Genomic DNA, 14995 nt, shown 5'->3' with positions numbered 1-14995 from the left:
ATCAAAATGATTGGGTATGGATAGATGTAGAATTCAAAGAGCAGGATTTACATAAACGTGGCGTTTGGGAGTGGAAAGAATCTAGTCCTAAGCTTGTTAAGGTTGGGAAAAAGTACTTTCTCAATTTTACATACGAACACAAAGTAATATTAACTAAAACAAAATTAAAAGACCAAAAGATTTGTGCCATAGACCTTGGAATTACAAACTCTGCGGTTTGTTCAGTTATGGATTCAACCGGAACTGTCTTGGCTCGAAAGTTTATTAACCAGTCAAAAGAAAAAGACCGATTGTACACTATGACGAACAAATTACGTAAAGCACAAGCGATTTCTGGCTGGATAGCTGCTCCTAACTTTGGCGTAGAATCAATGGAATTCAAAAACACATTGTAAACAATACTTCTTACGAGATCGTGAAGTTCGCTCGCGAGCATAATTGCGATGTAATTGTCTTAGAGTACCTGGATAAAATGAAAACCCCAAAGGGGTACTACGGTGCAAAGAAACTTCGTTTCAAGCTCCATTATTGGAGAAAAAAAAGGATTAAAAAACAAAGTCACTCAAATGGCTCACTACCTCGGAATGCGTATTTCTAGAATTAACGCTAGAAATACAAGTGCCTTAGCTTTTGATGGTTCGGGAGAAGTAGAGAGAAACCCTAAAAAAGACCTTCCCACGTTCTCGACGGGCAAAGTTTATCATGCGGATTTATCAGCTTCTTACAATATCGGAGCTCGATATTTTATTCGAGGAATCCAAAAATCCATTCCTGAAAAGAAATGGTTGTCCCTTCAGGCAAAAGTTCCTGAATTGGCAAAAAGAACAGAACAAAACTTGTCTTCATTAATTAGTCTCAACTACGCATTAGAGTCACCGAGGGTGGCTTAATAGCTTGTTTTGTACTCTATTTAAGACAAGGGATGCTCCATCAAATTGTGTAACAATTAGTTTGAGAGGTTCACGATGTTTTATACTGTTGTCATCGTTTTGTAGAAAAAACACTACTAACTTTAGTTGGAGCTGTTTATTTCTATGGACGAAATACAACCATCAAAGTTTAAACAAATTCTATTTGTGAAAAAAGAAATACATTTGCGTTAATTTCACAGATCTAACACAATTTTATTGTAAAATGACTGTTAGATATTTTTTACATAATAAAATTGGTAATAATGGACTTATCAATGATAGAAGGGGAGATAAATTAAATAATGAAGAAGTTACTTGTAATAGTTGTAATGTTAATCATTGGGTTAGTTGGTTGCTCTAAAACAGAAGAACCACCTGTTCAATTGGAATTGATTGAGGTAGAAATTCAAACGAAGCCAGATGTAATTAATCCACAGGATGAAGTTGAAATATCCGCAACAGTAACACAGGGAGAAGGTTTTGTTAATGATGCTGATAGTGTGACCTTTGAAATTAAAAAAATGGGTGAAGAAGAATCAGAGGAAGTAGAAGGAAAGCTCAAAGGAGACGGGGTTTATTTTATTAACAAAACCTTTGCTGAAGCAGGTGTTTATGCTGTTACGGCACACGTTACAGCACGAGGATTACATACAATGCCCACAGAAGATATAACAGTCGGTTCGGCTGATGTTCAGCAAGAGAGCGAAAGCGTAATGAATGATGACTCAAATGAGAGTATGGATATGGAAGATGAAGATAGTCATGAGAACATGGAAAGTGAGTCTAGCGAGCATGAAGAAGCAAATCATGGCGAAGGGCTCAAAATTCATTTAATGTCGATGGATAATGTGAAATTAAATACTGAAGTAGCATTAATCGCTCACCTCCAGTTAGATAATAGCCCATTATCCAAAGCTGAGGTTCAGTTTGAAGTTTGGCAGGACGGTCAAGAAAAGCATGATTATATTGACGCTATTGAAGGTAATGCAGGAGAATATAAGGTGCAAAAAACCTTTGAAACCATCGGTGAATATAATGTGACTGTCCATATGAAAAAGGATGAGCTTCATGACCATATAGAAGAAACAATTCAAGTAATAGAATAACACGTTGAGTAGGCTATAAACGAATGGTTTGTAGCCTTTTCTATTCCCAACGATTTCACAGCATGAAAACATTGGGGGATTGACACTAAATATTTATTTGAACTTTTTTATAGGTTTGTGCGTACTATGTTTGATTGGGATTTTATTTAGAGTTTATGCGCTATGAGGTGGTGACAATTTGATTACAACAACAAAGTATGTGTTAGTTTTCATTATTGTTTGTTTTCAACTTCTCGGATATGTCTACCTATTTATCAATATGAAAATAGCTCTACTTCTTTTAGGTAGCGCATTTGTAATTTTTTTGTTGTTATTTACTTTGTTATTTATTGAACGTTTAAAAGAGAAAAAGGAGGAAGATCAAGATGATCTTAGTAACTACTGATTTTGTCCCAGGGAAAGAGATTAAACAATTAATAGGATTTGTTAAAGGAAATACTGTGCAAACGAAGCATATTGGTAAAGATATCATGGCAGGTCTTAAGACACTTGTTGGAGGAGAAATTAAAGAATATACAGAAGTCATGAATGAGGCTCGGCAGCGGGCGATTAGCAGGATGGTAGAAGATGCAAAAAGTAAAGGGGCGAATGCTATTATATGTTTACGCTTAGAAACCTCTAATGTTATGACAGGTGCCTCTGAAATCATTGCATTCGGAACAGCTGTAGTAGTTGAATAGTTTGTTTATTTCGTCAAATTGTTGCTTTTAATAAATTAGCACAGTTTCATGAGGGTTTATGAACTAAAGTTCAGGACATCTCTTTTTCTCGAAAGACTATAAAAAATTTTATAACTTGTAAAAAGCTGAGAGTCATGTTATTCACTTAACTGTCATATATATTAATTGAGAAATCTAGTACATGTGTTATACTATGAAAAGAAATAACTAAAGGCTCTCTTCGGAAACTTTGTAGTGAACTATGAGATAGTCTAACTAAATATATTAACACTAGGGGAGTCTGATTGAAGACTGAGATGGAATCTTGTTTCCAGACCCTTTGAACCTGATCTGGCTGACACCAGCGTAGGGAAGTGGACAACATGTGATAATGACTTTGCCTTCATGCTTAATTTATGAATTAGGTATGAGACATATTATTCATGAATTGGATTAATAACGTCAAATATTCATGCATTCGATACATGTAAACCCACTCTTACGCAAGAGTGGGTTTTTTAGTTGCTTATGTTTATGACTGTTGCAGGTTACATGTACATCTCAATATTGTTATTTTCCTATTTGACGATCGCGTCTTTTGAGATAGGGCACTAATTATAGTATGTGGGTAATTCTCAATATCGATGAGCCGTTTGGATTGCTGAGTAAATTTAAAGTTGGTACATCCCTCATCTTTATAAGTGCGACTGTTTATTAGTGAGTAATGTCTAGAGCTGAAAAAATAAGCTCAAATACTTGATTAAATTAATTTACAAGGAGGTCTTATGGCAAACAAAGAGCTACATATTATTTCAACTGGGACACAATCAATCAACACGTTTGTTTCGATTATTAGTGAGATTCATCCTTTTGCAAATGCTATACACTTACGTGAAAAACAAATGTCAGCGAGAGACTTATATCAAACGATCAATCAACTAATACAACAAAGTGTACCACTTAATAAAATAGTCATAAATGACCGAATTGATGTTGCTTCAGTTGCTGAAGTAGGTGGTGTTCAGCTAGCATATCATAGCTTATCAGTAGGCGATGTTAAAAGGGTATTTCCAAAGCTTCGCATAGGGAAGTCTGTTCATTCATTAGAAGAGGCTGTTGAAGCAGAACTGCAAGGGGCTGACTATGTGATGTATGGTCATATTTATCCTACCTCCTCTAAAAAAGGAGTGATAGCTAAAGGGGTTGATAGTGTCAAAGAATTTAAAAAACAGCTATCGATACCTTTAATTGCCATTGGAGGAATTAAACCATTTCATATTCCTGAACTGATAGATAGGGGAGTAGATGGAGTGGCAGTATTGTCAGGCGTATTATTAGCCCAAACGCCTATAGAAGCAATAAAAGATTATTCAAAAATGTTATCGAAAGAGATGATTACATGAAGAAAACGTATGATGCCATCGTTATTGGTGGGGGCATAAATGGTGGCTCAATCGCTTATCATCTAGCAAAGCGAGGGCACCATGTGCTGGTCATTGAGAAAGATCAATTAGGTAGTAAATCTTCTGGTGCTGCTGCAGGGATGTTAGCAGCTCAAGCGGAATTAACTGAGGATGGGCCACTATTTCAATTAGCTAAAAAAAGCAGGAGCATGTTTCCTACAACGATCGAGGAATTAGAAAGCAAATCGAACGTCCATATTGGATATGTGAACAAAGGAATGCTCAAGATTGCAATAAGTGAAGAAGAGGAGCAGCAATTAAAACACATTATTCAATTGCAAAAAAATATTGGGGAACAAACTGAATATTTAACATCTGAAGAAGTAAGAGCATATGAACCTTCACTGTCTTCAATTGTCAGAGGAGCTATGAGTATACCTAAAGATGGTCAAGTATCTGCTTATGATTTAACGATTGCATTTTTTAGGGCAGCAAGGGTGTTAGGAGCTACAATCAAAGAGGAAACGAATGTTTATTCATTAATCATAAAAAACAATAAAATCCAAGGTGTTGTTACAAACGAGGGTGAATTCCATTCCGAACGGATTATTGTAGCTAGCGGGGCTTGGACGGACATGGTTGTCAAGCAAGCTGGGTTGTCATTGCCTAGCTATCCAGTAAAAGGGGAATGTTTATCTGTCAAGACTGACAAACCTTTGTTAACACAAACAATCTTTTCTCACCATTGTTACCTAGTTCCAAAAAAGGGTGGAAGAATAATTATTGGAGCAACAATGTACCCAAATACATTCAATACGACAGTATCTACGGGTTCCATTTGTAGTCTAATAGAAAAAGCTTCGATTATTTTACCAGAAATCATCAACACTCAATTTGAAAAAGCATGGTCAGGCATTCGTCCTCAAACGTATGATGGTATGCCTTTGTTAGGGGAGCATCCACATGTGAAGGGCTTAATTATAGCTACAGGGCATTATCGTAACGGGATTTTGCTAGCCCCTATAACTGGCAGTGTTACTGCTGATTTGGTTGAAGGAATCGACCTTGATCATGAGTTAATGCAGCATTTTCGAATTGATCGTTAAATGCTTTGTTTTTTAAATGTAGTTTTTTTTCCGTATGCTTTGTTATTCAGATATACAGCTAACTTACGGAAACAGATTGGATTTTGTACGCAAATCAACAACGGTTTTAGAAAATAAGAAAATAACAATCTATGATTGGACAAATGTTGTTAAAGAAAGGAGTGTGAGAATGAAGTTATTTATTAATGGTGATCGGGTTGATGTTCCTGATACTTTAGAAAATATATCAGATGTACTCCACCACTTCGAGCTTGAGGATAACATTGTTATTGTTGAAATAAACTCTACTATTTTACAAAAGCAGGATCATAAAGATACACAAGTAAATGATAATGACAAAATTGAGATTGTACATTTTGTAGGAGGAGGTTAATATGTTAAAAATTGGACCATATGAATTTTCATCACGTTTATTTTTAGGAACAGGTAAATATTCTAGTTTTGAGGTACAAAAGGAAGCTGTTGATGTATCGAATACAGAGGTGTTAACTTTTGCAGTTCGAAGAATGAATATTTATGAAAAAAGTCAACCTAATTTTTTAGAACAGTTAGACGTTAGTAAATATAAGTTATTACCAAATACGGCTGGCGCAGCAACGGCTGAAGAAGCTGTTCGTATTGCAAAGCTAGCAAAAGCTTCTGGTCTTTGTGATATGATAAAAGTAGAAGTAATTGGAGATTCAAAAACGTTGCTACCAGATCCAATAGAAACGTTTAAAGCATCTGAACAATTACTTGAGGAAGGCTTTATTGTCTTGCCTTATACGTCTGATGATGTCGTACTAGCAAGGAAATTACAGGAGTTAGGCTGTCATGCAATTATGCCAGGTGCATCACCGATCGGCTCTGGACAAGGTATTATTAATCCGTTAAATTTAAGCTTTATTATTGAACAGGCTACGGTTCCAGTAATCGTAGATGCAGGAATCGGTAGTCCGACAGATGCAAGCTTAGCAATGGAGTTAGGTGCTGACGGCGTATTGTTGAATACAGCAATATCTGGTGCAAATGACCCGGTTAAGATGGCACAAGCAATGAAGCTGGCGATTGATGCAGGACGGTTAGGGTATGAGGCGGGGCGTATACCAAAAAAACGATATGCTACTGCTAGCAGTCCGATGGAAGGAATGAGCATTGGTTGAGTGAACGTTATTCACGACAACAATTATTTTTACCGATTGGCGAAACAGGTCAACAAAAAATCTCTAACAAGCATGTACTCATTATTGGGGCTGGAGCATTAGGAACAGGCAATGCTGAAGCCCTCGTGCGAGCAGGGGTTGGAAAATTAACAATCGTTGATAGAGATTATGTTGAATGGAGCAATTTACAAAGACAACAACTTTATAGTGAAATAGATGCACAAGAGAGAATACCTAAGGCTGTTGCAGCAAAAGGCCGATTACAAGCGATAAATTCACATGTAGAAATTAATGCACATGTTGCAGATGTGTCTGTACGAGAAATGGAAGAGTTGGTTTTAGGAGTAGATCTCATCCTTGATGCAACCGATAATTTCGATACGAGATTGCTAATAAATGATATTTCGCAAAAATATGAAATTCCTTGGATATATGGTGCTTGTGTTGGAAGCTATGGAATTAGCTATACAATTGTCCCTGGAATCACGCCATGTTTACATTGTTTACTAGAAACAATCCCTTTAGGAGGGATGACATGTGATACTGCTGGAATTATTAGTCCGGCAGTTCAAATGGTGGTCGCTTATCAGACATCTGAAGCTTTAAAGATATTAGTCGAAGACTGGGCTGCATTAAGAAAAAAGCTAGTATCTTTTGATCTTTGGAAAAATCAGCATTCAGCAATTAGTGTTGATAAAGTAAAGAAGACTGAATGTTCATCTTGTGGTGAAGATAGAACCTATCCATTTCTATCTTATGAAAATCAAACGAAATCAGCCATTCTTTGTGGCAGAGATGCGGTACAAATTCGGCCACCCAAAAAAATTGATCGGGATTTGGAAAAAGTAGCTGATCTACTGAAATCTCAAAGTGGTACGGTTGAGCGTAATCCATATTTAGTTGCATTTTCGACAGGTCAACATCGCCTCGTTATTTTTAAAGATGGTCGTGTCCTCGTTCATGGCACAAAGGAATTATCAGAGGCAAGGTCGTTATATCACAAATATTTAGGTTGAAAACATGTAATGAAATGAAGACACTCATTGCCAATACAGTTAAACAACATACTGTTTTGCTTTGAGTGTTGTTTTTAGCGATAAACAAAGCATTGTTACTTCATCCAAATGAGGATGTATAAACCCTCAATTAGCTGTTCTAATTTAGTAACAATAACAACATTTATAAAATGGGCTAAATAAAATAGTGTATGTTCAAAAAGTCCTTCCCATTGATAAGCCTAGAAATTATCGAGTACTTACTTATTTGAACATCCTAGTAAAGTTGGAGATGGTACAAATGAATGTATATAAAGCATTAACAATTGCTGGATCTGATAGCGGAGGTGGAGCAGGGATTCAAGCTGATTTAAAAACATTTCAAGAGCTTGATGTGTTTGGTATGTCTGCTATTACAGCAGTGACCGCACAAAATACTCTCGGTGTTCAAGGGGTCTTTCCATTAACAGTAGAAGCTGCGATTCAACAAATAGACTCTATCGCTACCGATTTAGCTCCAGACGCCATAAAAACTGGCATGCTATTTTCAAGTGAATTAATCAAAGCGGTAGCTAATAAAATTTCTGAATATAGGTGGCAACATATAATTGTTGACCCTGTAATGGTTGCAAAGGGTGGTGCTACCTTGCTTCAAGAAGAAGCGGTTACGACTCTTAAGAAGTACTTAATCCCATTAGCATATGTTATTACTCCAAATATACCTGAAGCAGAAATAATTGCAGACATCAAGATAAACAATTTGGATGATCGACAAAACGCTGCAAAAATGATTCATGAATTAGGTGCACAGAATGTAATCATTAAAGGTGGTCATGACGTAGACGATATTGTTGTAGACCTATTATATGATGGTGACGAGTTTTATGAGTTTCATAACAAAAGGATAGAAACGAGACATACACATGGAACTGGTTGTACTTTTGCAGCGGCAATTACCGCAGAAATTGCCAAAGGAAAAGCTATTTACGAGGCTATTGAGACTGCAGAAGCTTTTATCCAAGCAGCGATAAAGCATGAGCTAGGCATTGGTTCAGGACATGGACCTACGAATCATTGGGCATTTAGCAAGAAAGGAGCTCTTTAAAATGTCTAATAAAAAAGTACAAGAAATGTTACCACTTTATTTCGTGATGGGCAGTCAAGATTGTTTAGGTGATCCTTGTGTCGTTCTACTCGAAGCGATCCGTGGTGGTATCACTGCTTTTCAATATCGTGAAAAAGGTGTTGGAGCAAAAAGTGGCATAGCAAAATATGATCTAGGAATTGAACTTCAAAAGATATGTAAAGATCACAACATTCCTTTTTTCGTTAACGATGATATTGAACTAGCAATTAAGCTTCAAGCAGATGGTGTACATATTGGCCAAGAGGATGAGCCAGTCGAAAATGTACGTAGTAAAATAGGCTCCACAATGGTATTAGGTGTATCTGCTCATACTGTTGAGCAAGCAAAAGATGCAACTGCAAAAGGAGCCGATTATTTAGGTGTAGGCTCAATCTATCCGACTAATACAAAAGAAGATGCGACAAATGTAAATGGACCTTCGATTATTCAAGAGATGAGGGACAACGACATTTCGGTACCGATTGTTGCAATTGGTGGGATAAAAGCTGGAAAGATACAGCCAATTATTCAAGCTGGTGCAGAGGGTGTTGCAGTCATTACAGCGATTACACACGCAGAGGATAAAATGAGTGCTACACGCAAATTAATTGAAGAAGTTAGCTCAGCAATGAATTAAATCGTTAACACTATTTGTTGATTCACATATTTTTTAAAAAATAAGAATTGACAGAACAAGCCAGTTAATGATAATCTAGCAAAGTATTAACTTTAACTATTAATAAGGAGGGTTACGAAATGATGAAGAAAATTGTATTCATTACTGATATCAAAGATGTAGACGTGAACAATAACAATAACTTCATAATGAAAAACGTGACCTATCCAATGACGGCTTTTTATAATTAAACTAAGAGAATTTTAAAAATCTCAGAAGTTGAAAAACAATTGTTCTCACAAGGTATAGGTCATGGAATTAATCCGTGGTTTGTGCCTTTTTATATTGCTATACAATATAATTGGATAATTAGGGCATATCTGGAATCATTCGGATATGCCCTTTTTATATATAACTATTGTTCAACATAACAGAGCAAAGGTATTTCTGTTAATTGAACACTAAAACAACATACTTAAACAAATTATTGAGGAGGACATGAAATGGAATCGAAACAATCATTGAGAACGATGAATACTGGAGATCTCGAAGGTGGCTAGCGTACAGACAACTAAGAAAAGGAGGATGATCACATGTTTTCAGTTTTATTAAAATTAAAATGGTTTTTTAAGGAAGAATGGAAACGCTACGCAGTGGCAATTACATTATTGTTTATCGTGAATATTTTAGAGGTGATTCCACCTTGGCTAATCGGTGGGGCAATTGATGATATTTTTGTAGGTAGTTTGACTGTACAAAAACTGACTCAATATTTACTGTTGTTATTGGCAATTATGGTTGTTGGATATGTAATGACATATAAATGGATGTACAACTTATTCGGTGGAGCGTTCGTCGTTGAGCGAACGTTACGTTCAAAATTTATGAACCATTTATTAAAGATGACCCCAACATTTTATGAAAAGAAACGCACAGGGGATTTAATGGCACAGGCTACGAATGATTTAAAAGCCATATCAATCACAGCCGGCTTTGGAATACTTACACTCATAGATTCTTCTGCTTATATGTTGACGATATTATTTACAATGGGCTTTATGATTAGCTGGAAGTTAACTCTTGCGGCAGTGTTACCAATGCCAATCATGGCGATTGCGATGAAAATTTATGGAAAGAAAATCCATGAACGGTTTACGGAAGCTCAGGATTCATTTGGTGATATGAATGACCGTGTGTTGGAATCCATTTCAGGTGTTCGAGTTGTGCGTGCATATGTACAGGAACAAGCTGACCGACAACAATTTGAGTCCCAGACTAACGATGTTTATCAGAAAAATGTAAAAGTTGCAGTCATTGATGCACTTTTTGATCCAACGATAAAAGTATTAGTTGGTATGAGTTATTTAATAGGTCTAGGTTACGGAGCGTATCTTGTCTTTCATAAGGCAATTACATTAGGTGAGCTCGTGTCATTCAACGTTTATTTAGGAATGCTTATATGGCCAATGTTTGCAGTGGGAGAATTAATGAATGTAATGCAACGTGGTAATGCTTCATTAGATCGTGTTAACGAAACACTTTCATATGAAGCAGATGTAATGGACGATAAACAACCTCGTTCGCTTGAATATCCAGGAGCAATTTCATTTGACAATGTGACATTTAAATATCCTTCTTCAGAGGTTAATAATTTGGAGGGGATATCATTCAACCTATCTCGTGGAGAAACGTTAGGGATTGTTGGTAAAACAGGAAGTGGAAAGACAACGTTAGTAAAACAACTTTTACGTGAATACCCGCTTGGTACTGGAAATATTGCTATTTCTGATGTGCCTCTTGAGCATATTGCGATAGAGCAAATTCAAGGATGGCTCGGTTACGTTCCTCAAGATCACGTGCTTTTCTCTAGAACTGTAAAAGAAAATATCATATTTGGTAAGAAAGACGCAACAGACAAAGAGATTGACAAAGCGATTGATTTAGCTGCTTTCCGTAAAGATTTAGCTCTTATTCCTGAAGGACTAGAAACTTTAGTAGGAGAAAAAGGAGTGTCATTGTCGGGCGGACAAAAGCAGCGGATTTCTATCTCTCGAGCGCTCGTAGTTAATCCAGAAATACTAATTCTAGACGATTCTCTTTCAGCAGTTGATGCTAAAACAGAAACAAAAATTATTGAGAATATCCAGCAGGAACGAGCTGGCAAAACTACAATTATAACAACACACAGATTGTCTGCTGTACAGCATGCTGACAGGATACTCGTTCTCGAAGATGGAAAAATCACTGAAGATGGTACGCATTTTGAATTGCTACAACAAAACGGATGGTACAAAGAGCAATATGACCGTCAGCAACTAGAAGAACATATTGAAGAGGAGGTGGTTGTATGACGATAGGAAAACGCTTATTTAATTATGCTCTTATATACAAAAAAACAATCATCTTTGCTCTTCTCATGCTAATGGTTGCTGTTGCAGCTGATTTAGCTGGTCCATTTATTGCAAAACGCATGATTGATCAGCACATTTTAGGAATCGATAGTTATCCGTGGTATGAAACAGATGAAGGGGAAAATGCTGTATTATATCAAGATACTTGGTACAAACGGGAGGACCATTTTTCTGTCGATGAAGTAAAAGGAAAAGAGGTCCGCGTCTTACAAGTAGGTAGAGATTATGTGTTTGTTGACCAACCAGTTACGACTCCTGAGGGTGAACGAATATATGAGGACGGTACATTGATCATTACCCGTAGTAATGAAGAGATGAGCTATCCAGCTGTCGAACTAACAAATGATGAGCTATTATCTTTTTACATGCCAGAAGTAGACGATTTATTCAAATTAATTTTAGTGTACTTTGCTTTGCTTGTCGTCGCTTCTATATTCACATATGGGCAAAAGTTTTATCTAGAAACTTCTGCGAATCGTATTATTAAGAAAATGAGAAATGATGTATTTACACATATTCAAAAACTGCCAATTAAATATTTCGACAGCTTACCGGCTGGAAAAATAGTTTCAAGGATTACTAATGATACTGAAACGATAAAAGAATTATTTGTAACCGTCTTAGCAACATTCGTTACTAGTATCATTTATATTACTGGTATTTATATTGCGTTATTTTTATTAGACGTAAAACTTGCGCTCATTTGTTTAGTGCTTGTTCCAATACTAGTCATTTGGATTAAATTTTATCGAAAGTATGCGTCAAAATACAACCATATCATTCGATCACGCCTAAGTGATATTAATGCAATGATCAATGAATCTATACAAGGAATGACTATTATTCAAGCATTTCGAAGAAAATCTGAAACAAAAGAAGAATTCGAAGAAATTAATAAAGATTATTTCGACCATCAAAATAAGTTACTACGCTTAAATTCTTTAACGTCCCATAATTTAGTTGGCGTACTACGTAATATTGCATTCGTTGCTTTGATTTGGTATTTTGGTGGCCAATCATTAACAGCGAATTCGGCTATATCCCTAGGTGTGCTATATGCGTTTGTTGATTATTTGAATCGTCTATTCCAGCCGATCACTGGATTAGTAAACCAATTAGCAAATCTTGAGCAAGCATTAGTATCTTCAGAACGAGTGTTTGAACTTCTTGATAAAGATGGCACAGAAGTTTGTGAGGATAAAATGCCACGCTATAAAGGTAATGTAACATTTGATAAAGTTTCTTTCGGCTATAAAGAAGGGGAAACAGTTCTCCATGATATTTCCTTTGAGGCGAAGGAAGGGGATACGATTGCACTTGTAGGTCATACGGGTTCAGGAAAAAGTTCAGTTATGAATCTTCTGTCCCGCTTTTATGATACGAAAGAAGGCAAAATACTCATTGACGGTCAAGATATAAATACTATCCCAGTACAAATGTTAAGGCAGCATATGGCAATCGTTTTACAAGATCCATTTTTGTTTACAGGTACAATAGCTTCTAACGTTAGCTTAAATGACCCAATGATAACTCGTGAACAAGTAGAAAAAGCTTTACAAGATGTTGGGGCAGATCGATTGCTTAAAAACTCACAAAATGGCTATGACGAGAAGGTAATTGAAAAAGGGAGTACGTTATCTACAGGTCAGAGACAGTTAATATCTTTTGCACGTGCACTTGCTTTTGATCCAGCAGTTCTCATTCTTGATGAGGCTACCGCAAATGTAGATACAGAAACTGAAAAGATTATTCAAGACGGATTAGAAGTGTTGAAAAAAGGACGTACAACATTTATTATCGCTCACCGTCTATCAACGATAAAAAATGCGAATCAAATTTTAGTACTCGATCGAGGACGAATTGTTGAACAAGGTAATCATGATGATCTCATGCAAATGAGAGGCAAATACTATCAGATGTACCAGCTACAACAAGGCAAACAGTCATCTTTAGCAGGATAAACTGTAACTCAATGTCATAGGTGACCCATTTAAAACATGTTTTTTACTTCGTACGAGAAGTTTTCGATCAAAAACATGCTTTATGGGGCAAAAACGTGAATTTATGGGTCAAATAGAGGGGTTTATCGGTCAAAACATGTTTATGGGTTAAAATCGACAAATGGTGGTGAACGACCATGGCGGAAATTGATAAACGTGGTAGATTAGATGAAGAAATGTTTAATTACCGTGTAACAAAGAACAACGCAGTTTTTATTACTTGGCATGGAAAACAAGTAAAAACATTAAAAGGTAAAGAAGCAGAAAAAATAATTACTAAGCTTCAGCAAGCGACTAGTAATCATGAAGTTCAATTAATTCTTGCTAAGGTAACAGGAAATTTCAAAAGAGGCAATGAACGTACAATAAATTAGGAAAAGGTGATATAAGTGAATACTCAAGAACCACAAGACTTGTTCAGACAATGGAATGTGGAATGGACAGAGGAAGCTGCTAATTCTATATATAAATATTCTCCTGTATATAAATGTCAGTATCGGGGGCAGGATGTTATTATTAAACGAACGCGAAGAACGATAGATACTGCACAAAAGCTTGCAGAATGGACTACGAGCTTACATTCTAATGGAATAAAAGTGGTTACCCCAGTTAATGTGGAAAATCCATTCATTCAATATAAAGACCATACTTGGACAATGTACCCATTTATTAAAGGTCGTAAATATGATGGTTCTCTTCAAGACATCTATGAAGCAGGAAGATTATTAGGTCAAATTCACAGTAAAGTAGATATGTTTGAATGCGCTCGGTTTGATTGGCTAAATTTTGATGATGAATTTACGAGTGATGTAACGAATGACTTGCAAGAGATCTCCTCTAATTTATTAAAAAATCGTCCTGAGAAAAAAGAGTTTAATATATTAAAAGGTCGCATTGAAGATTTCTTAACAAGTGATTTTTCCGATTTAAAGAAAAAGACACTACCAATGGTTAATGCAAGCTGGGATTATAAAGCAAGTAATTTAGTGTACGAAACAGATAATCGACCTGTTTTAATTGACCCAGACAATGGGGGAATTGTTCCAAGAATTGTAGACTTAGCATTAGCATTAATTTTATTCCATACAGAGATAGAAACCGCACCTAACAGGTTGTTTACAGAAGAGGAATGGACTGAATTTAAAAAAGGATATTTTGAAAATATTACATTAACGGATGAAGAAAGAATGTTATGGCAAGACATATTATTATTCGTTTATTTTGATGAAGCGTTGTGGGCGATCGTTGATATGGAAGATGATGAAACTGAGCGACAAAAGCAGTTTATATATTCTTTAACAGCATTTAATCCAGTAAAATACTCGCTATAATTTGAGGGTTACTCAACAAGCGGTAATAACTACAACCTTAGTAGTTATTATCGCTTCTTTAAGTTAGCCCTTTTGAACAAAAAAATAGCGACGCATTCCCCTTCAAAATCTATTTGATTTAGTGGGGGTTAGTCGCTAAGGTCTTCATTCACCTTGTTCTTCAATGTATTTTTTTATTATGTCAATGGT

The 14995-nt window shown here is 36.1% G+C and carries 15 protein-coding genes, 1 pseudogene and 1 riboswitch; all 16 genes and pseudogenes read left to right on the top strand.

Going from position 1 to position 14995, the window contains the following annotated elements; genetic code table 11:
- Nucleotides 1–395, top strand: a pseudogene (locus ACSVDA_RS23845) (RNA-guided endonuclease TnpB family protein); the annotation flags it as partial.
- Nucleotides 396–497: 102 nt separating this feature from the next.
- Entirely contained in the window at nucleotides 498–890 is a 393-nt protein-coding gene (locus ACSVDA_RS23840; RefSeq protein ID WP_485886770.1) for a hypothetical protein, read from the top strand.
- A gap of 323 nt (nucleotides 891–1213) precedes the next feature.
- Nucleotides 1214–2017 carry a FixH family protein gene (locus ACSVDA_RS23835; RefSeq protein WP_485886768.1) on the top strand — a complete coding sequence of 268 codons (804 nt, stop codon included), beginning with the start codon at nucleotides 1214–1216 and terminating at the stop codon, nucleotides 2015–2017.
- Nucleotides 2018–2195: 178 nt separating this feature from the next.
- Nucleotides 2196–2402: a hypothetical protein gene (locus ACSVDA_RS23830; RefSeq protein ID WP_485886766.1), complete on the top strand. Its 207-nt coding sequence runs from the start codon at nucleotides 2196–2198 to the stop codon at nucleotides 2400–2402.
- The gene (locus tag ACSVDA_RS23825; RefSeq protein ID WP_485886764.1) at nucleotides 2383–2697 is read left to right on the top strand and encodes a YbjQ family protein; all 315 of its coding nucleotides are present in this window, start codon (nucleotides 2383–2385) and stop codon (nucleotides 2695–2697) included. Before ACSVDA_RS23830 ends, ACSVDA_RS23825 begins: the two co-directional genes overlap by 20 nt.
- A gap of 262 nt (nucleotides 2698–2959) precedes the next feature.
- Nucleotides 2960–3066: riboswitch (TPP riboswitch) on the top strand.
- 395 nt (nucleotides 3067–3461) lie between these two features.
- Complete coding sequence (gene tenI / locus ACSVDA_RS23820; RefSeq protein WP_485886762.1) at nucleotides 3462–4079, top strand: thiazole tautomerase TenI; 618 nt, start codon at nucleotides 3462–3464, stop codon at nucleotides 4077–4079.
- Entirely contained in the window at nucleotides 4076–5185 is a 1110-nt protein-coding gene (thiO, locus tag ACSVDA_RS23815; RefSeq protein ID WP_485886760.1) for a glycine oxidase ThiO, read from the top strand. The genes tenI and thiO overlap by 4 nt, the downstream gene beginning before the upstream one ends.
- Nucleotides 5186–5219: 34 nt before the next feature.
- A complete protein-coding gene (thiS, locus tag ACSVDA_RS23810; RefSeq protein WP_485886759.1) occupies nucleotides 5220–5558 on the top strand; it encodes a sulfur carrier protein ThiS in 339 nt (112 codons plus the stop codon).
- A gap of 1 nt (nucleotide 5559) precedes the next feature.
- Nucleotides 5560–6327 (top strand): thiazole synthase, encoded by a 768-nt coding sequence (locus ACSVDA_RS23805; RefSeq protein WP_485886757.1) that lies wholly within the window; start codon nucleotides 5560–5562, stop codon nucleotides 6325–6327.
- Nucleotides 6324–7343 carry a thiazole biosynthesis adenylyltransferase ThiF gene (locus tag ACSVDA_RS23800; RefSeq protein ID WP_485886755.1) on the top strand — a complete coding sequence of 340 codons (1020 nt, stop codon included), beginning with the start codon at nucleotides 6324–6326 and terminating at the stop codon, nucleotides 7341–7343. The genes ACSVDA_RS23805 and ACSVDA_RS23800 overlap by 4 nt, the downstream gene beginning before the upstream one ends.
- A 280-nt stretch (nucleotides 7344–7623) precedes the next feature.
- A complete protein-coding gene (gene thiD / locus ACSVDA_RS23795; protein WP_485886753.1) occupies nucleotides 7624–8427 on the top strand; it encodes a bifunctional hydroxymethylpyrimidine kinase/phosphomethylpyrimidine kinase in 804 nt (267 codons plus the stop codon).
- A 1-nt stretch (nucleotide 8428) separates the two neighbouring features.
- Complete coding sequence (thiE, locus tag ACSVDA_RS23790) at nucleotides 8429–9085, top strand: thiamine phosphate synthase (RefSeq protein WP_485886751.1); 657 nt, start codon at nucleotides 8429–8431, stop codon at nucleotides 9083–9085.
- A 572-nt stretch (nucleotides 9086–9657) separates the two neighbouring features.
- Entirely contained in the window at nucleotides 9658–11415 is a 1758-nt protein-coding gene (locus ACSVDA_RS23785) for an ABC transporter ATP-binding protein (RefSeq protein ID WP_485886749.1), read from the top strand.
- Nucleotides 11412–13436 (top strand): ABC transporter ATP-binding protein, encoded by a 2025-nt coding sequence (locus ACSVDA_RS23780; RefSeq protein WP_485886747.1) that lies wholly within the window; start codon nucleotides 11412–11414, stop codon nucleotides 13434–13436. Before ACSVDA_RS23785 ends, ACSVDA_RS23780 begins: the two co-directional genes overlap by 4 nt.
- A gap of 176 nt (nucleotides 13437–13612) precedes the next feature.
- Nucleotides 13613–13849: a hypothetical protein gene (locus ACSVDA_RS23775; protein ID WP_485886745.1), complete on the top strand. Its 237-nt coding sequence runs from the start codon at nucleotides 13613–13615 to the stop codon at nucleotides 13847–13849.
- Nucleotides 13850–13864: 15 nt separating this feature from the next.
- Nucleotides 13865–14806 carry a phosphotransferase gene (locus tag ACSVDA_RS23770; protein ID WP_485886743.1) on the top strand — a complete coding sequence of 314 codons (942 nt, stop codon included), beginning with the start codon at nucleotides 13865–13867 and terminating at the stop codon, nucleotides 14804–14806.
- Nucleotides 14807–14995 lie beyond the last annotated feature (189 nt).

This window comes from Cytobacillus sp. Hm23, assembly GCF_051842895.1.
GTDB lineage: Bacteria > Bacillota > Bacilli > Bacillales > SM2101 > Nanhaiella.
The sequence above is the reverse complement of the archived record's forward strand: the minus strand, read 5'-3'. Positions and strand labels throughout refer to the sequence as shown.